The following is a 17,698-nucleotide window of genomic DNA, read 5'->3' on the forward strand; positions in this document are numbered from 1 at the left end:
CGCTCGTTCAGGCTTCCTTCGGCAGTGCCCGTACGCACCGCTGGATCAAGCCAGGTGACTTCGCCTGAGACTGTCTCTAGAATGGTCGCCCTTGATTCTGGGGGGTCGGAGTGCCGGCCTGTTTCTGTGCCACGAGGAATATCCATGCAAGTTTCCGTTGAAAACACCTCTGCTCTCGAGCGTCGCATGACCATTGGCGTGCCGGCCGAGCGTATTGAAACCGAAGTGAACAAGCGTCTGCAGCAGACTGCACGGCGTGCCAAGGTTCCCGGTTTCCGCCCGGGCAAGGTACCCATGAGCGTCATCCGCCAGCGCTACGAAGCCTCGGCTCGTCAGGAAGCCTTGGGTGATCTCATTCAGGAAACCTTCTACGAAGCCGTTGTCGAGCAGAAGCTCAACCCGGCCGGCGCACCCGCCGTCGAACCCAAGGTGTTCGAAAAGGGCAAGGACCTGGAATACGTTGCCACCTTCGAAGTCTTCCCCGAGTTCGAAGTCAAGGGCCTGGACGGCATCGAGATCGAGCGTCAGGACGCAAGCGTTGAAGACGCCGACATCGACAAGATGCTCGACGTGCTGCGCAAGCAGGGCACCCGTTATGAAGCCGTTGACCGCGCTGCCGCCAACGATGACCAGCTCACCCTGGACTTCGTCGGTACCCAGGACGGCGAAGCCTTCGCCGGTGGTTCCGCCGAAGGCACCAAGCTGGTGCTGGGCTCGGGTCGCATGATTCCCGGTTTCGAAGACGGCCTGGTCGGCGCCAAGGCCGGTGACGAGCGCGTGCTCGACCTGACCTTCCCCGAGGACTACCAGAACCTGGATCTGGCCGGCAAGGCCGCTCAGTTCAAGGTCACCGTCAAGGAAGTGGCCGCTCCCGAGCTGCCCGAACTGAACGAAGCCTTCTTCAAGCAGTTTGGTGTGGAAGAGACCACCGTCGAAGGTTTCCGCGCCGAAGTGCGCAAGAACATGGATCGCGAGCTGCGCCAGGCCCTCAAGACCAAGGTCAAGAACCAGGTCATGGACGGTCTGCTGGCCGCCAACCAGATCGACGTCCCGGCCGCCCTGATCAGCAACGAAGTGGATCGTCTGCGCGTTCAGGCCGTCCAGCAGTTCGGTGGCAACATCCAGCCCGAGCAACTGCCGGCCGAGCTGTTCAGCGAGCAGGCCAAGCGCCGCGTGCTGCTGGGTCTGATCATCGCCGAGATGGTCAAGCAGTTCGAGCTCAAGCCCGATGACGCCCGCGTCCGCGAGCTGATCGAGGAAATGGCTGCGGCCTATCAGGAGCCCGAGCAGGTAGTGAAGTGGTACTACCAGAACGAGCAGCAGCTGAACGAAGTGCGTTCGGTTGTACTGGAAGAACAAGTCGTGGATACTGTCCTCAAGCAGGCAAAAGTCACCGACAAGCAGGTCTCCTACGAGGACGCGGTCAAACCGGCCGAGGCTCCGCAAGCAGCCTGATCTGCCTCCAGTTGCTAGTTCACCTAAGCCAGCCTCGTGCTGGCTTATGTGTTTTTGACAGGTTATCCAGATAGGGAGCTAGTGCAGGACATGTCCCGCAATTCATACATGCAATCCATGCCCGATATTCAAGCCGCTGGCGGTCTGGTACCCATGGTGGTGGAGCAATCCGCCCGGGGCGAGCGCGCCTACGACATCTACTCCCGGCTGCTCAAGGAGCGGGTCATCTTCCTGGTGGGTCAGGTCGAGGACTACATGGCCAACCTGGTCGTCGCCCAGCTGCTGTTCCTGGAAGCGGAGAATCCTGACAAGGACATCCACCTCTACATCAACAGCCCGGGTGGTTCGGTGACCGCTGGCATGTCGATTTACGACACCATGCAGTTCATCAAGCCCGACGTCTCCACCATCTGCATCGGCCAGGCCTGCAGCATGGGCGCCCTGCTGCTGGCAGGCGGCGCCGCCGAGAAGCGCTTCTGCCTGCCGCATTCGCGGATGATGATTCACCAGCCCCTGGGCGGCTTCCAGGGTCAGGCGTCGGACATCGAAATTCACGCCCGTGAAATTCTGACCATCCGTGAGCGTCTGAACAAGGTACTGGCGCATCACACCGGTCAGCCCATGGACGTGATCGCCCGCGATACCGACCGTGACAACTTCATGAGTGGCCCCGAAGCCGTTGCCTACGGCCTGATCGACAAGGTCCTCGAGAAGCGCAACATCCCCGCCTGACCCCGCCTCGACCACCTGCCCAGGCGCCGTCGTTTGGGCAGGTAGGCTTGAAAAACCGTGCAATAGGCTCCATCTTGTTGATGTAAGCACATTCCATTGGATCGATCGAATGACAGATACGCGCAATAGCGACGATAACGGCAAGCTGCTTTACTGCTCCTTCTGCGGCAAGAGTCAGCACGAAGTACGTAAATTGATCGCTGGACCCTCCGTCTTCATCTGCGACGAATGCGTCGACCTGTGCAATGACATCATCCGCGAGGAAGTCCAGGAAGCTCAGGCCGAAAGCAATGCGCACAAGCTGCCAGCGCCGAAGGAAATCAGCGCTATCCTCGACCAGTATGTCATTGGTCAGCAGCGTGCCAAGCGGGTCCTCGCCGTTGCCGTCTACAACCACTACAAGCGTCTGAATCAGCGCGAGAAGAAAGACGACGTCGAGCTGGGCAAGAGCAACATCCTGCTCATCGGTCCGACCGGTTCGGGCAAGACCCTGCTGGCGGAAACGCTGGCGCGCCTGCTCAACGTACCTTTCACCATCGCCGATGCCACCACGCTGACCGAAGCCGGTTATGTGGGTGAGGACGTCGAGAACATCATTCAGAAGTTGCTGCAGAAGTGCGACTACGATGTGGAAAAGGCCCAGATGGGCATCGTCTACATCGACGAGATCGACAAGATCTCGCGCAAGTCCGACAACCCCTCCATTACCCGTGACGTCTCGGGCGAGGGTGTGCAGCAGGCCTTGCTGAAGCTGATCGAAGGTACCGTGGCTTCGGTTCCGCCCCAGGGTGGCCGCAAGCATCCCCAGCAGGAATTCCTGCAGGTCGATACCCGCAACATCCTGTTCATCTGCGGTGGCGCCTTCGCTGGCCTGGAAAAGGTCATCCAGAATCGTTCCACCAAGGGCGGCGGTATCGGCTTCAACGCCGAGGTGCGCAGCGTGGAGCTGGGCAAGAAGATCGGCGAATCCTTGCGTGACGCCGAGCCCGAGGATCTGGTCAAGTTTGGTCTGATTCCGGAGTTCGTCGGTCGTCTGCCGGTCATCGCGACCCTGGACGAGCTGGACGAGCCGGCGCTCATGCAGATCCTGACCGAGCCGAAGAACGCCCTGACCAAGCAGTACGCCAAGCTGTTCGAGATGGAAGACGTGGATCTGGAGTTCCGTCCCGACGCGCTCAAGGCGGTTGCCCGCAAGGCTCTGGAGCGCAAGACCGGTGCCCGGGGTCTGAGATCCATCCTCGAAGGCATCCTGCTCGAGACCATGTACGAGATTCCTTCGCAGAAGGAAGTCAGCAAGGTGGTCATCGACGAGAGCGTCATCGACGGGAGTTCCCAGCCGCTGCTCATCTACGAGAACAGCGAGCCCGCCAAGGCGGCGCCGGACGCGTGACAAAAGGGGCTTCGGCCCCTTTTTCATTTCAGCGACGGTTGTATTTTGCGGCGGCCAACCTCATGTTAGGAAAAACCGAGGCCTTAACCGCATCTGCGGCCGATTATTTGCCGAGACCCGTATCCCATGACTACGACGATAGAACTTCCCCTGCTGCCCCTACGTGACGTAGTGGTCTATCCCCACATGGTCATCCCATTGTTCGTCGGAAGGGAAAAGTCCGTCGAGGCCCTCGAAGCCGCCATGGCTGGCGACAAGCAGATCCTGCTGGTCGCGCAGAAGAATCCCGGCGATGACGATCCCGCCGCGGATGACATGTATCACATGGGTACGGTGGCAACCGTTCTCCAGCTGCTCAAGCTGCCCGATGGCACCGTCAAGGTCCTGGTCGAAGGCGAGCAGCGTGGCCGTATCGAGTCCTTCGTCGAAAGCCAGGCCTATGCCCGTGCGCTGGTCACGTTGATCGAGGACAGCGAAGCCCCGGATCGTGAATCCGAGGTTTTTTCGCGCAGCCTGATGAGTCAGTTCGAGCAGTATGTGCAGCTTGGCAAGAAGGTCCCCGCCGAAGTGCTGTCCTCGCTCAACAGCATCGAGGATCCCAGCCGCCTGGTCGATACCATGGCCGCCCACATGGCGCTGAAGATCGAGCAGAAGCAGGAGATCCTCGAGATCACCGAGCTGGGCGCGCGCGTCGAGCACGTGCTGGCCCTGCTGGATGCCGAAATCGACCTCCTGCAGGTGGAGAAGCGCATCCGCGGCCGCGTCAAGAAGCAGATGGAGCGCAGCCAGCGCGAGTACTATCTCAACGAACAGATGAAGGCCATCCAGAAAGAACTGGGTGACATCGACGAAGGACACAACGAGGTCGATGACCTCAAGCGTCGTATCGAAGCGGCCGGTCTACCCAAGGATGCCCTGACCAAGGCCAATGCCGAGCTGAACAAGCTCAAGCAGATGTCGCCGATGTCCGCTGAAGCCACCGTGGTGCGCTCCTACATCGACTGGCTGGTCAACGTGCCGTGGCAGGCCGAGAGCAAGGTCCGCCTGGACCTGGGACGCGCCGAGGAGGTCCTCGACAAGGACCACTACGGTCTTGAAGAGGTGAAGGAACGCATCCTCGAATACCTCGCCGTGCAGAAGCGCGTGAAGAGGGTACGCGGCCCGGTGCTGTGCCTGGTCGGCCCGCCTGGCGTGGGCAAGACTTCCCTGGCCGAGTCCATCGCTCGCTCCACCGGTCGCAAGTTCGTGCGCATGGCCCTGGGTGGCGTGCGTGACGAAGCCGAGATCCGCGGTCACCGTCGCACCTACATCGGCTCCATGCCGGGTCGCCTCATCCAGAAGATGACCAAGGTCGGGGTGCGCAATCCGCTGTTCCTGCTCGACGAAATCGACAAGATGGGCAACGACATGCGTGGCGATCCTGCCTCCGCATTGCTCGAGGTCCTGGACCCGGAGCAGAACCACACCTTCAACGACCATTACCTCGAAGTGGACTATGACCTCTCCGACGTGATGTTCGTCTGCACTGCCAACTCCATGAACATTCCGGCGCCGCTGCTGGACCGCATGGAAGTGATTCGCCTGCCGGGCTATACCGAGGCGGAAAAGGTCAACATCGCCATCCGCTACCTGATTCCCAAGCAGGTCAAGGCCAATGGCCTGAAGAAGGGCGAGGTGGAGTTCGATGAAGACGCCCTGCGCGACATCATCCGCTACTACACCCGCGAAGCGGGCGTTCGGAGCCTGGAACGGCAGGTCGCCAAGGTCTGCCGCAAGGTGGTCAAGCAGCACGCCCTGAGCAAGGAGCGTACCGCCAGCGTCACCGTGGACACCCTGGAGCACTGGCTGGGCGTGCGCAAGTTCCGCTACGGTCTCGCCGAGCAGCAGGATCAGATCGGTCAGGTGACCGGCCTGGCCTGGACCCAGGTAGGTGGCGAATTGCTGACCATCGAGTCCGCGGTCGTTCCCGGCAAGGGCCAAATGATCAAGACCGGCTCGCTGGGCGACGTGATGGCCGAGTCCATCACCGCGGCCCTGACCGTGGTCCGCAGCCGTGGCCGCAGCCTGGGTATTCCCAAGGACTTCCACGAGAAGCACGACATCCATATCCACGTACCCGAAGGCGCGACGCCCAAGGACGGTCCGAGTGCCGGTATCGGCATGTGCACGGCGCTGGTCTCGGCGGCTACCCGCATTCCGGTCCGGGCCGATGTGGCCATGACCGGCGAGATCACCCTGCGTGGTCAGGTTCTGGCCATTGGTGGCCTCAAGGAAAAGCTGCTCGCAGCCCACCGCGGCGGCATCCGTACCGTGATCATTCCGGAAGAAAACGTCCGGGATCTGCGGGACATTCCGGACAACATCAAGGCCGACTTGCAGATCAAGCCAGTCAAATGGATTGACGAGGTCTTGGAGGTTGCGCTGCAATACACGCCGGAGCCGCTTCCGGACGATGGTCCGGAGCTCGTCAGCAAGGACGAGAAGCGGGATCAGGAAGGCAAGGAGCGCGTCAGTACCCACTGACGGCGCACCTGGGCTTGATGGGCGGGCTGCCAGACGAGGTTGCTGGTGCTCCGCCGTCCTGCTGGATGCAAGGTCCTTGATCGATGAAAAGGCGCATCTCGAGATGCGCCTTTTCGCTATTTGCTATTCGACGATTTCGCCATGGCCGGTCCGGCCACAGCTCGTGGGGGGAACATGCTACAAAACATCAGGGACCGTTCGCAGGGATGGATTGCCAAAGTCATCATCGGATTCATCATCCTGCTGATGGCACTGACCGGCTTCGAAGCGATCATCCGCGCCACGGGTCACCAGGGCGCCGTCGCCCTGGTCAACGGCGACGAGATCAAGCAGACGGAGCTGGCTCAGGCCGTGGAGATGCAGCGTCGCCAGCTGCAGCAGCAATTGGGTCAGGGCTTCGATCCGTCCAGCCTGGATGATCGTCTGCTGCGCGAGTCCGCGCTCAAGGCACTGATCGACAAGCAACTGCTGCTGCAGAGCGCCAAGGCCGATCGCTTCGCCTTTTCCGAACAGGCGCTGGATCAGCTGATCCTCAATACCCCCGAATTCCAGACCGAAGGGCGTTTCGATCCCCAGCGCTTCGATCAGGCCGTTCGCCAGATGAACTACAACCGCCTGCAATTCCGCGATCTGCTGCGTGACGAGATGCTGATCGGTCAGCTGCGCGCCGGCATCGTTGGCAGCAACTTCGTCACCGACGCCGATATCGAGGCTTTCGCCGCACTCGAACGCCAGACTCGTGATTTCGCCATGCGCACCGTCAAGGCCTCGCCGGCCGGCATCGCGCCGACCCAGGACGAAGTCCAGGCCTATTATGACGGCCACAAGAACGCCTTCATGACGCCCGAACAGGTGGTCATCGAATATGTCGAGCTGAAGAAGGGTGCCTTCCTGGCCAAGGCCAAGGTCGACGAAAGCCGCCTGCAGGCCGCCTACAAGTCCGAGATCGCCAACCTGTCGGAGCAGCGTGACGCCGCCCATATCCTCATCGAGGTCAACGACAAGCAGAACGACGACCAGGCCAAGGCCAAGATCCAGCAGATCCAGGAACGCCTGAAGAAGGGTGAGGACTTCGCCAAGCTGGCCAAGGAGTTCTCCCAGGATCCCGGTTCGGCGGCCAACGGCGGTGACCTCGGCTTCGCCGGTCGCGGCGTCTATGACCCGGCCTTCGAAGAGGCCTTGTATGCCCTGGCACCCCAGCAGGTGTCGGCCCCGGTGCGCACCAGCTTTGGCTGGCACCTGATCAAGCTGCAGGGTGTGCAGGCACCGGAAATACCCACCCTGGCCAGTGTCCGGCCGCGTCTGGAGCAGCAGCTCAAGGCGGAAGACGCCGACCGCCTGTTCGTGGAAGCGGGCCGCAAGCTGGAAAGCTCCGCCTATGAATCCTCCGACCTGAGCCAGCCGGCCCAGGAACTGGGTCTGCAGGTCAAGACCAGCGCTCCCTTCGGTCGTGAAGGAGGCGAGGGGCTGACCGCCAACCGTCAGGTGATCGAGGCGGCCTTCAGCGAGGACGTCCTGCGCAACGGCGCCAACAGCACCGCGCTGCAGCTCGATCCGGAGACCCTGGTGGTGATCCGCGACAAGGAGCATCGCACGCCGCAGCTGCAACCCCTGGATGCGGTCAGGAAGGAGATCGTGACCCGCCTGACCCAGGAAAAGGCCGCAGCCGCAGCCAAGCAGGCTGGCGAAGAACAGCTCAAGACCCTGCAGGCAGGTGGCAAGGCCGCCGCGGGTGACTGGCGTACCGTCGAAGCCGCCACCCGCAACCAGGAGGGCGTCGATCCCCAGGTGTTGCAGGCAGCCTTCCGCATGGCCAAGCCGGAAGCCGACAAGCCGTCCTATGCCGGCATCAGCCTGCAGAACGGTGACTTCGTGCTGATCCGCCTGCAGGGCGTAGGGGTACCCAAGGAAGCCCTGAGCGCCGAGGACAAGGCGTTGTACCGCCGCTACCTCGCCTCGCGCGCCGGACAGGTCGATTTCGCGGCCTACCGTCGGGCCCTGGACGCCAAGGCCGAGATCAAGCATCTCTGATACGAAAAAAGCCCGGGAAACCGGGCTTTTTCTTGGGTGGCGGTAATGCGGTCCAGACCCTGCTGGCGCCGCCCGCAGGGAAGAGGGCAGGGCCTCTGTCTTTTTACTGGACGAGGTCCTGCTCGTCGAACAGACCGTCGAAGAGCATCGTCGACAGATAGCGCTCACCGGAATCCGGCAGGATGACCACGATGGTCTTGCCCTGCATCTCCGGCGTCTCGGCCAGTCGGACCGCCGCGGCCATGGCGGCGCCGCAGGAAATGCCACAGAGAATGCCTTCCTCGCGCATCAGCCGCTGGGCCATCAGCTTGGCCTGCTCATCGCTCACCTGCTCGACGCGATCGACCATGGCAAGGTCCAGATTGCCGGGCACGAAGCCGGCGCCGATGCCCTGGATCTTGTGCGGGCTGGGTTTCACCTCGGCACCGGCGAGGGTCTGGCTGATGACCGGCGAGGTCTCCGGCTCGACGGCCACCGACAGGATCGGCTTGCCCTTGGTGTTCTTGATGAAGCGCGAGATGCCGGTCAGGGTGCCGCCGGTACCCACGCCAGCCACCAGTACATCGATGGCGCCATCGGTGTCGTTCCAGATCTCGGGGCCGGTGGTCTTCTCGTGGATGGCCGGATTGGCCGGGTTGTCGAATTGCTGCGGCATGAAATAGCGAGCGGGTTCGCTCTCGGCGATTTCCCGGGCCTTTTCGATGGCGCCCTTCATGCCCTTGGCCGGCTCGGTCAGCACCAGCTCCGCACCCAGCGCCTTGAGCACCTTGCGCCGCTCCAGGCTCATGGAGGCGGGCATGGTCAGCACCAGGCGGTAACCCCGGGCTGCCGCGACATAGGCCAGGCCGATCCCCGTATTGCCCGACGTCGGCTCCACCAGGCTCATGCCGGGCTTGAGCAGCCCCTTGGCTTCCGCGTCCCAGATCAGGTTGGCACCGATGCGGCACTTGACCGAATAGCCCGGATTGCGTCCCTCGATCTTGGCGAGCAGGGTGACGCCCTTGGGACCGAGACGATTGATGTAGACCAGCGGCGTATTGCCGATGGACTGGGCATTGTCAGCGAAGATGCGGCTCATGACGGATCCTGTACGGCGCGGAAAACTCGCAGCCTAGGCCTTGCGTCCGATGACGTCCAGCCCGGGCGCGGCATGCTATCGTCAGGCAAAACAGCTGCCGAGGATCAGTGATGGCCTTTCAGGGTACCGAGCGTTATGTGGCCACGGCCGAACTCAGTCTGGCGGTGAATGCGGCCATCCGGCTGGGGCGTCCGTTGCTGGTGAAGGGCGAGCCGGGCACCGGCAAGACGCTGCTGGCCGAGCAGGTGGCCCAGAGCCAGGGCGCGCGGCTGATCACCTGGCATGTGAAGTCCACCACCAAGGCGCAGCAGGGCCTCTATGAATACGACGCCGTGAGCCGCCTGCGTGATTCCCAACTCGGCGATCCCCGGGTGCAGGAGGTGGCGAACTACATCAAGCCGGGCAAGCTGTGGGACGCCTTTACCGCCGAGGATCCGGTGGTGCTGCTGATCGACGAGATCGACAAGGCCGACATCGAATTTCCCAACGATCTGCTGCTGGAACTCGATCGCATGGAGTTCCACGTCTACGAGACCGGCGAGACCATCCGCGCCCAGCGACGCCCGATCATCATCATCACCTCCAACAACGAAAAGGAGTTGCCGGACGCCTTCCTGCGTCGCTGCTTCTTCCACTTCATCCGCTTTCCCGAGCGCGAAACCCTCGAGCGCATCGTCCAGGTGCACTATCCCGATCTCCAGCAGCGTCTGGTCCAGGAGGCCCTGGATCTCTTCCTCGACCTGCGCAGCGTGCCGGGGCTGAAGAAGAAACCGTCCACCTCGGAGCTGGTGGACTGGCTGGCGCTGCTGCTGGGCGATGAGGCGGCGCAGCGGGCACTGCATGGCGAGAGTGGCCTGCCGCCGCTGGCGGGCGCCCTGTTGAAGAACGAGCAGGATCTGCAGTTGCTCGAGCGCCAGGCCTTCATGCGTCGTCGGCGGAGCTGAGGAGAGGCATGTTCCTCGACTTCTTCACCCGACTCAGGGCGGCGGGCATCCCGGTGTCCCTGGGCGAACTGCTGGATCTGCATGCTGCCCTGGATGCGGGCCTGGTGGTGGCCGATCCCGACGCCTTCTATCTGCTGGCCCGTGCGGTGCTGGTCAAGGACGAGCGCTTCTTCGACCGTTTCGATCAGGTCTATGCCGGTGAGGTGGCCAGGTCGGAGCGCTCGGCGGATACGCAGGCGATTCCTGCGGACTGGCTGCGACTGGAGCTGCAACGGCGGCTGTCCGAGGAGGATCGCCAGCGGCTACTGGCGCTGGGTGGCCTCGATGAATTGCTCGCCACCCTGCAGCAGCGCCTCGGCGACCAGCGCGAGCGGCATGCCGGCGGCAACAAGTGGATAGGCACGGGAGGCACCAGTCCCTTCGGCAGCGGTGGCTACAATCCCTTCGGCGTACGCATCGGCGAGGCCGGTACCCGGCAGGGGCAAGCGGCCAAGGTCTGGGAGCAGCGCGACTACCGTAACCTGGACGATCGCGCGCCGCTGGACCGCCGCAACCTGCAACTGGCCCTGCGCCGGCTCAGGCGCTTCGCCCGCCAGGGCGCGGCGGCGGAATTCGATCTGGAGGGCACCGTCGCGGCCACGGCACGCGAGGGTGGTCTGCTGGACGTGCGCTATCGACCGGAACGGCACAATGCGACCAAGGTGCTGCTGCTACTCGATGTCGGCGGCTCCATGGATCTGCATGTGCGCCTGTGCAGCGAGTTGTTCAGCGCCTGTCGCCTGGAGTTTCGCCACCTGGAGTACTACTACTTCCACAATTGCGTCTATGAACGCGTCTGGCGTGACAATGCCCGGCGCCATGAGGAGGGGCTGAACACCGCCGACCTGCTGCGCCGCTATGGCGCGGACTACCGCCTGGTGATCGTCGGCGACGCCAGCATGGGGCCCTACGAGATCACCCATCCAGGTGGCAGCGTCGAGCACTGGAACGAAGAGCCCGGTGCCCTGTGGATCCAGCGACTCTGCCAGCACTTCCCACGGGCGGCCTGGCTCAACCCCTATCCCCAGGAGGGCTGGGCCAGCAGCACCTCGATCCAGCTGCTGCGCGAACTCATGGTCCAGCGCATGTTTCCCCTGACCGGCGAGGGGCTAGGCGAGGCCATTCGATCCTTGACTCGCCCATGAAAAAACCCGGCCGAAGCCGGGTTTTTTCATCGTTCGCGCTTAGCGCTGACCGTAGCGGCGCAGGGCCTCGATGCGGTCTTCCAGCGGCGGGTGGCTCATCAGCAGACCGGCCAGGCCGTTCTTCAGCGAGCCGTTGATGCCAAAGGCGTTCAGGGTGTCGGGCATCTGCACCGGGATACCCTGCTCGGCACGCAGGCGCTGCAGGGCGCCGATCATGGCATTGGGACCGGCCAGGCGCGCACCGGCTTCGTCGGCGCGGAATTCGCGTTTTCGCGAGAACCACATGACGATGATGCTGGCCAGGATGCCCAGCACCAGTTCGGCGACGATGGTGGTCACGAAGTAGGCGATGCCGTGGCCTTCCTCGTTCTTGAAGATGGCCTTGTCGACGAAGTTGCCGAAGATCCGCGCGAAGAACATCACGAAGGTGTTCACCACGCCCTGGATCAGCGCCAGGGTCACCATATCGCCATTGGCGACGTGGCCGATCTCGTGGGCCAGCACCGCACGCACCTCTTCGGGCGAGAAGCGCTCCAGCAGGCCCTGGCTGACCGCGACGAGAGCGTCGTTGCGGTTCCAGCCGGTGGCGAAGGCGTTGGCCTCGTAGGCCGGGAAGATGCCGACCTCGGGGGTCTTGATGCCGGCTTCGCGGGCCAGCTCCTCGACGGTCTGCAGCAGCCACTGCTCATGGCGGGTCCGCGGCTGGCTGATGACCTCGGTGCGGGTGCTCATCTTCGCCATCCACTTGGAGATGAACAGCGAGACCAGCGAGCCGGCGAAACCGAACACGGCACAGAACACCAGCAGACTGCCATAGTTCTGACCGGTGTAGCGATCCACGCCAAGCACCTTCAAGGTGATGCTGGCAACGATCAGCACCGCCAGGTTGGTAGCCAGAAATAACAGAATGCGCATCATGGTGGGGTACAGCTCCTCACAGGTTTATCTGCCGGCTATATAAGGTTCGGCCCCGATCCATTCAACGTTTCCTCTATTGCAAACTGTGTCGTCGATGGTCTGGCCGTTCAGGCGATGGCGGTCACGCAAGGGCCGGCGCTGGTTGACGCCGCGGGTGGCGCCAACCGATGAAAGACCCGGAAATGCTTTACCGCTACTGGGAGTAGCCACCGAGGAAGTTGCCGATGCGGCCGATGGCCTGCTCCAGGTCATCGACGCGGGGCAGGGTGACGACGCGGAAGTGGTCGGGCCAGGGCCAGTTGAAGGCCGTGCCCTGGACCACCAGCAGCTTTTCCGAAAGCAGCAGGTCGAGGACGAATTTCTCGTCGTTGTGGATGGGACAGACCTTGGGGTCGATGCGCGGGAAGGCGTAGAGCGCGCCCATCGGCTTCACGCAGCTGACCCCGGGAATGTCGTTGAGCAGCTCCCAGGTGCGATTGCGCTGTTCCAGCAGGCGTCCGTGCGGCAGCACCAGGTCGTTGATGCTCTGGTAGCCGCCCAGCGCGGTCTGGATCGCATGCTGCGCCGGCACGTTGGCGCACAGGCGCATGTTGGCGAGGATGTCGAGGCCTTCGATATAGCTGTGGGCGCGATGCTTGGGGCCCGAGACGATCAGCCAGCCCGAGCGGAAACCGGCGACGCGATAGGACTTGGACAGCCCGTTGAAGGTCAGGCACAGGACGTCCGGTGCCAGGGAGGCGGTGGAGATGTGCTGGGCTTCGTCGTAGAGGATCTTGTCGTAGATCTCGTCGGAGAACAGCACCAGGTTGTGCCGCCGTGCCAGTTCGACGATGCCTTCCAGCACCTCCTTGGAGTAGACCGCGCCGGTGGGGTTGTTCGGATTGATCAGCACCAGCGCCTTGGTGTTGCTGGTGATCTTGGCTTCCATGTCCGCCAGGTCGGGGAACCAGCCCGCCTGCTCGTCGCACAGGTAGTGCACCGGCTTGCCGCCGGCCAGGCTGACCGCGGCGGTCCATAGCGGGTAGTCCGGCGCCGGGATCAGCACCTCGTCGTTGTTGTTGAGCAGCGCCTGCATGGCCATGACGATCAGCTCGGAGACGCCATTGCCGAGGTAGATGTCCTCGATGCCGACACCCTCAATGCGCTTCTGCTGGCAGTACTGCATCACCGCCTTGCGCGCGCTGAACAGACCCTTGGAGTCGCTGTAGCCCTGGGCGGTCGGCAGATTGCGGATGACGTCCTGCAGGATCTCCTCGGGCGCCTCGAAGCCGAAGGGTGCCGGGTTGCCGATGTTGAGCTTCAGGATGCGGTGGCCTTCCTCTTCGAGGCGCTTGGCATGCTTGAGGACCGGGCCGCGGATGTCGTAGCAGACATTGGCGAGCTTGTTCGACTTGGAGACCTGCATGGGGAAATGAATCCTGGAAAAGGGCGAGAAAGACTCGGCGGGAACGGACGCCGACCGGCGCTTGGCAGCATCCGGGGGCGGATGCCAGACTGAGCGGGAATCATACGGCTGCATCGCCTGTTACAAAAGATGCGCCGGCATCCAGCGAGGTCATCATGGAAAAAGTACAGCGTAGCCCGGAAGACTGGCGTGAGCGCCTGACCGACGATCAGTTTCGCGTCTGTCGCCTGGCCGCGACCGAAAGACCCTACACCGGCGCCTACTGCAACACCAAGACGCCCGGCGTCTATCACTGCGCCTGCTGCGAGCTGGCACTGTTCGACTCCAGCACCAAGTTCGATTCCGGCTGCGGCTGGCCCAGCTATTACGCGCCCATCGCTGCCGAGGCGGTAAGGGAAAAGGAGGACTTCAGTCACGGCATGCACCGCGTCGAGGTGCTCTGCGCCCGTTGCGATGCGCACCTGGGACACGTCTTTCCCGACGGTCCGCCACCGACCGGCCTGCGCTATTGCATCAATTCGGTGGCCTTGCAGCTGCAACCCAGGGCCTCCGCGTGATCAAGGACCTCCTCAGCCTGCCGTTCGAAACGGCTGACGGCCAGCGGGCCTGCCTGGCCGACTGGCCGGCGCGGGCCTATCTGGTGGTCAATACCGCCAGTCGTTGCGGCTTCACCCGCCAGTACGATGGCCTCGAGCTGTTGCAGCAGCGCTATCTGGCCCAAGGGCTGCGGGTGATCGTCTTTCCCTGCAACCAGTTTGGCGGCCAGGAGCCCGGCAGCAATGCCGAGATCCAGACCTTCTGCCTGACCCGCTTCAACGTCAGCTTTCCGGTAATGGCCAAGCTCGACGTCAACGGCGAAGGCGCCCATCCGCTGTTCGTCGCCCTCAAACAGGCGGCTCCGGGCCTCCTGGGCGGCGCGATCCGCTGGAATTTCACCAAGTTCCTGGTCACGCCGGCGCAGGGGCGCGTGCAGCGCTTCGCGCCCATCACCCGGCCGTCGCAGCTGGAAAAGCATGTCCGCCAGGCGCTGGCGTCCTAGCACCTGGTTCGTCCGGCCTTTGTCTGGAAGATAAAGGTCATACGATAATGCGCGGCCTGGCTGGCGGCTGGCCCGCTTCTCTTATTGTCGTCAAGGATCATCCCTGTGAATGCCTCCCTAGAAGACTTTCTGCTCCACGCGCGGCAGGTGCTGGAGCGTCTCGAACCCCTGTTGCCCCATCGTCGCGAACCGCTGGACTGGCAGCGCTGCTATGCCGCGCGCTGGCGCCGGGAGGGCCATGGCGGCTATCTGCAGCCGCTCGAGGTCAATCTGGAACTGCGCCTGGCCGATCTGCTGGGTATCGATCGCCAGCGCGACCAGCTCGCCCGCAACACCCGGCAATTCGTGGCTGGACTGCCAGCCAACCACAGTTTGCTGTGGGGCGCGCGGGGCACCGGCAAGTCGTCGCTGATCCGGGCGTTGCTGGCGGAATATGCCGGTGAGGGTCTGCGGCTGATCGAAATCGAGCGTGACGATCTCGCCGATCTGCCCCGTGCCGTGGAGCAGCTCGCCGGTCAGCCGCAGCGCTTCGTGGTGTTCTGTGACGACCTTTCCTTCGATTCCGGCAGCGACGACTACCGGGTGCTCAAGAGCGTGCTGGATGGCTCCTTGGAGCAGGCGCCGGACAACGTGGTGCTCTATGCCACCTCCAACCGGCGTCATCTGGTGGCCGAACGACAGAGCGACAATGCCAACTGGGAGCACGTCGACGGCGAATTGCATCCGAGCGAGGCGGCCGAAGACAAGATCGCGCTGTCGGATCGCTTCGGTCTGTGGCTGTCCTTCTATCCCTTCACCCAGGATCACTATCTCGCCGTGGTGCGCCACTGGTGCGCGACCCTGGCCGGCAAGTCCGGCCTGCAGCTGGAGTGGTCCGAAGAAGCCGATCGCGAGGCCATCCGCTGGGCTTCCGGTCGCGGCAACCGCAATGGCCGCTGTGCCTATCAATTCGCCCGGCAATGGGTCGGGCTCAAACTGTTGGAGAAAGCATGACCGTAGAACTGACGGGCGTAGGGGCGGGACTCGAAGGCTACGCCATGCTGGCCGCCCAGGTGGAAGCCCTGCTGTCCGGTGAGCGCAATCTGGTGGCCAATGCCGCCCAGCTGTCGGCCTTCATCTATCAGGAGGTGCCGGACCTGAACTGGGCCGGCTTCTATTTCGTCGAGGGTGAGGACCAGCTGCTACTCGGGCCTTTCCAGGGCAAGGTGGCCTGCATGCGCATTCCCTTCAGCAAGGGCGTGTGCGGGGCCGCCGCCCGCGAGCGGCGTACCCAGCGCGTCGAGGATGTCCATGCCTTTCCCGGACATATCGCCTGTGACGCCGCTTCGCGCAGCGAGCTGGTGGTGCCGCTGGTCCAGGGCGGTCGCCTGATCGGCGTACTGGATCTGGACAGTCCGCATCCGGGGCGCTTCAGCGCAGCGGATCAGGCCGGTATCGAAGCGCTGGTAGCGGCCTTTCTGGTCGCGACCGACTGCTGATCGCCGGAGGAGGGCAGGGAAGCCCTCACTCGTAGTCGTTCTTCTTGCGCCAACTGTCGTCCTTGAGCGTGTCCACGCTGTCCGACAGCTCGTTGGAACTGCTGCTGGCCTGCTCGACCATTTCGCTCTGCTGGCGTTTCACCTGGGTGATCTGCTCTTCCAGATGGGCCAGCAACTCGGTATAGCGCTCGGGTTGCTGCTGCTTGCGAATCTGCATGATCGCCCGCTCGTACGACTGCCGCGCCTGGATGTAGTGCTCGCTCTTGATCTGCTGTTCGGCCTGATAGCGGAAGAATTCCACATATGTCGCCGTGAGCAGATAGCGCATCTCGCCGACCCAGCGCTGCGCTTCCTGGCCGTCGAGAATGCCGATCTGGTTGGCATGGGCGACGAGTGCATGGAGCATTTCCAGATAACCGCGGACTTCCTTGACCCGCGCCTCGGTATGCACCGGCCGGGCAGCGTTAGCGACTTCGATGTCGTCGCCCTTGGCCAGGGCTTCTTCCAGTTCGGTCTTGCGTGCGGTGAGGCTGGCGGAAGGCGTCTGCAGGGCGGCGAGGCGGGCGATCAGCCCCAGCTCGATGCGGTGAAACAGCTGCTTGAGCGCCGGGGTCATCAGCTGGCCGGGCAGGCTGCCGCCCAGCTGGGCGCAGCGCTTGATGCGGTCGGTGAGATCGGCGACCAGGCGCTGCTTTTCCAGGCGTCCCGCTTCGAGCTTCTGGTTGACGAAGGCGATCATGATCAACACGAGGATGCCAAGTCCCACTACCGCTGCAATCATCGTTGAGGACATGACCTTCTCCATGGTGCTTGCCCGCCGTTTGTCGTGCGAGCGAAGTCGTTGATTTGAAAAGTATTTAATCAGCTATTGACGCCCAGGGTAAGGCTCCCTAGAATGCGCGCACTCCCAACGGCGGCAAGCGTCAGCCGAGTGGTAGGTCAGGGTCCTGAGGGATTCTACCTGGTCCCCTTCGTCTAGTGGCCTAGGACACCGCCCTTTCACGGCGGTAACAGGGGTTCGAGTCCCCTAGGGGACGCCAAAAATTGCGGGAATAGCTCAGTTGGTAGAGCACGACCTTGCCAAGGTCGGGGTCGCGAGTTCGAGTCTCGTTTCCCGCTCCAAATACAATCCGGTTGCCCTCGGGCAGGCGGATGCAAGGTGAAAGGCCTTGCGGAAAGAGGTTTCGTCCCCTTCGTCTAGTGGCCTAGGACACCGCCCTTTCACGGCGGTAACAGGGGTTCGAGTCCCCTAGGGGACGCCATATTGCGGGAATAGCTCAGTTGGTAGAGCACGACCTTGCCAAGGTCGGGGTCGCGAGTTCGAGTCTCGTTTCCCGCTCCAAACACAATCTCACGGTTTCATGACAGTGGGATGCAAGGTGAAAGGCCTTGTGGAAAGAGGTTTCGTCCCCTTCGTCTAGTGGCCTAGGACACCGCCCTTTCACGGCGGTAACAGGGGTTCGAGTCCCCTAGGGGACGCCATATTGCGGGAATAGCTCAGTTGGTAGAGCACGACCTTGC

Annotated in this window: 15 protein-coding genes and 5 tRNA genes; 16 read left to right on the plus strand and 4 right to left on the minus strand. The window is 63.0% G+C overall.

All coding sequences use genetic code 11. The annotated features are described in order from the left end of the window. Positions 1-144: 144 nt before the first annotated feature. The 5 genes from tig to OMP44_RS07185 all read left to right on the plus strand — a co-directional run bounded on the left by tig (position 145) and on the right by OMP44_RS07185 (position 8,131). Complete coding sequence (tig, locus tag OMP44_RS07165) at positions 145-1,455, plus strand: trigger factor (RefSeq protein WP_187979074.1); 1,311 nt, start codon at positions 145-147, stop codon at positions 1,453-1,455. 90 nt (positions 1,456-1,545) lie between these two features. Next, positions 1,546-2,187: an ATP-dependent Clp endopeptidase proteolytic subunit ClpP gene (gene clpP / locus OMP44_RS07170; protein ID WP_007162222.1), complete on the plus strand. Its 642-nt coding sequence runs from the start codon at positions 1,546-1,548 to the stop codon at positions 2,185-2,187. 109 nt (positions 2,188-2,296) lie between these two features. Beyond that, positions 2,297-3,577, plus strand: coding sequence for an ATP-dependent Clp protease ATP-binding subunit ClpX (gene clpX / locus OMP44_RS07175; RefSeq protein WP_133859302.1), 1,281 nt, complete (start codon positions 2,297-2,299; stop codon positions 3,575-3,577). Positions 3,578-3,703: 126 nt separating this feature from the next. Continuing rightward, complete coding sequence (gene lon, locus OMP44_RS07180; protein ID WP_280307153.1) at positions 3,704-6,100, plus strand: endopeptidase La; 2,397 nt, start codon at positions 3,704-3,706, stop codon at positions 6,098-6,100. Positions 6,101-6,274: 174 nt separating this feature from the next. After that, positions 6,275-8,131 (plus strand): SurA N-terminal domain-containing protein, encoded by a 1,857-nt coding sequence (locus OMP44_RS07185; RefSeq protein ID WP_187979076.1) that lies wholly within the window; start codon positions 6,275-6,277, stop codon positions 8,129-8,131. Between the two features lie 103 nt (positions 8,132-8,234). On the opposite strand, the gene cysK is transcribed toward OMP44_RS07185, so the two are convergent. Beyond that, positions 8,235-9,209 (minus strand): cysteine synthase A, encoded by a 975-nt coding sequence (gene cysK, locus OMP44_RS07190; RefSeq protein WP_187979077.1) that lies wholly within the window; start codon positions 9,207-9,209, stop codon positions 8,235-8,237. 110 nt (positions 9,210-9,319) lie between these two features. On the opposite strand from cysK, the gene OMP44_RS07195 reads away from it, so the two are divergent. Together OMP44_RS07195 and OMP44_RS07200 are read left to right on the plus strand one after the other, a co-directional pair. Next, positions 9,320-10,153: an AAA family ATPase gene (locus OMP44_RS07195; RefSeq protein ID WP_133859298.1), complete on the plus strand. Its 834-nt coding sequence runs from the start codon at positions 9,320-9,322 to the stop codon at positions 10,151-10,153. 8 nt (positions 10,154-10,161) lie between these two features. Next, the gene (locus OMP44_RS07200) at positions 10,162-11,337 is read left to right on the plus strand and encodes a vWA domain-containing protein (protein ID WP_280307155.1); all 1,176 of its coding nucleotides are present in this window, start codon (positions 10,162-10,164) and stop codon (positions 11,335-11,337) included. Between the two features lie 39 nt (positions 11,338-11,376). Here OMP44_RS07200 and htpX read toward each other — a convergent pair whose 3' ends face one another. Together htpX and OMP44_RS07210 are read right to left on the minus strand one after the other, a co-directional pair. Further along, positions 11,377-12,255 (minus strand): protease HtpX, encoded by an 879-nt coding sequence (htpX, locus tag OMP44_RS07205; RefSeq protein WP_007162229.1) that lies wholly within the window; start codon positions 12,253-12,255, stop codon positions 11,377-11,379. 193 nt (positions 12,256-12,448) lie between these two features. Then, positions 12,449-13,660 (minus strand): pyridoxal phosphate-dependent aminotransferase, encoded by a 1,212-nt coding sequence (locus OMP44_RS07210; protein ID WP_133859296.1) that lies wholly within the window; start codon positions 13,658-13,660, stop codon positions 12,449-12,451. A gap of 155 nt (positions 13,661-13,815) precedes the next feature. Here OMP44_RS07210 and msrB point away from each other — a divergent pair, with 155 nt between their 5' ends. The 4 genes from msrB (at position 13,816) to OMP44_RS07230 (ending at position 16,177) form a co-directional block, all read left to right on the plus strand. Next, entirely contained in the window at positions 13,816-14,217 is a 402-nt protein-coding gene (msrB, locus tag OMP44_RS07215) for a peptide-methionine (R)-S-oxide reductase MsrB (protein ID WP_133859295.1), read from the plus strand. Beyond that, on the plus strand, positions 14,214-14,699 hold the full coding sequence (locus OMP44_RS07220; RefSeq protein WP_280307158.1) for a glutathione peroxidase: 486 nt from the start codon (positions 14,214-14,216) through the stop codon (positions 14,697-14,699). The genes msrB and OMP44_RS07220 overlap by 4 nt, the downstream gene beginning before the upstream one ends. Before the next feature lie 105 nt (positions 14,700-14,804). After that, complete coding sequence (locus OMP44_RS07225; protein WP_280307159.1) at positions 14,805-15,692, plus strand: ATP-binding protein; 888 nt, start codon at positions 14,805-14,807, stop codon at positions 15,690-15,692. Next, complete coding sequence (locus tag OMP44_RS07230) at positions 15,689-16,177, plus strand: GAF domain-containing protein (RefSeq protein WP_280307160.1); 489 nt, start codon at positions 15,689-15,691, stop codon at positions 16,175-16,177. The genes OMP44_RS07225 and OMP44_RS07230 overlap by 4 nt, the downstream gene beginning before the upstream one ends. A gap of 25 nt (positions 16,178-16,202) precedes the next feature. On the opposite strand, the gene OMP44_RS07235 is transcribed toward OMP44_RS07230, so the two are convergent. Beyond that, positions 16,203-16,970 (minus strand): hypothetical protein, encoded by a 768-nt coding sequence (locus OMP44_RS07235; RefSeq protein ID WP_252977105.1) that lies wholly within the window; start codon positions 16,968-16,970, stop codon positions 16,203-16,205. Positions 16,971-17,141: 171 nt separating this feature from the next. Between OMP44_RS07235 and OMP44_RS07240 the strand changes: the two genes are divergently transcribed. From OMP44_RS07240 to OMP44_RS07260, 5 genes are all read left to right on the plus strand, one after another. After that, a tRNA-Glu gene (locus tag OMP44_RS07240) sits at positions 17,142-17,217 on the plus strand. Positions 17,218-17,223: 6 nt separating this feature from the next. Beyond that, a tRNA-Gly gene (locus tag OMP44_RS07245) sits at positions 17,224-17,299 on the plus strand. Positions 17,300-17,363: 64 nt separating this feature from the next. After that, positions 17,364-17,439, plus strand: a tRNA-Glu gene (locus tag OMP44_RS07250). 4 nt (positions 17,440-17,443) lie between these two features. Continuing rightward, positions 17,444-17,519: transfer RNA gene (locus tag OMP44_RS07255), tRNA-Gly, on the plus strand. Positions 17,520-17,583: 64 nt separating this feature from the next. Next, a tRNA-Glu gene (locus tag OMP44_RS07260) sits at positions 17,584-17,659 on the plus strand. Positions 17,660-17,698 lie beyond the last annotated feature (39 nt).

This window comes from Pseudomonas flavocrustae, assembly GCF_029872515.1.
In the GTDB taxonomy this organism is placed as follows: domain Bacteria; phylum Pseudomonadota; class Gammaproteobacteria; order Pseudomonadales; family Pseudomonadaceae; genus Chryseomonas; species Chryseomonas aestiva.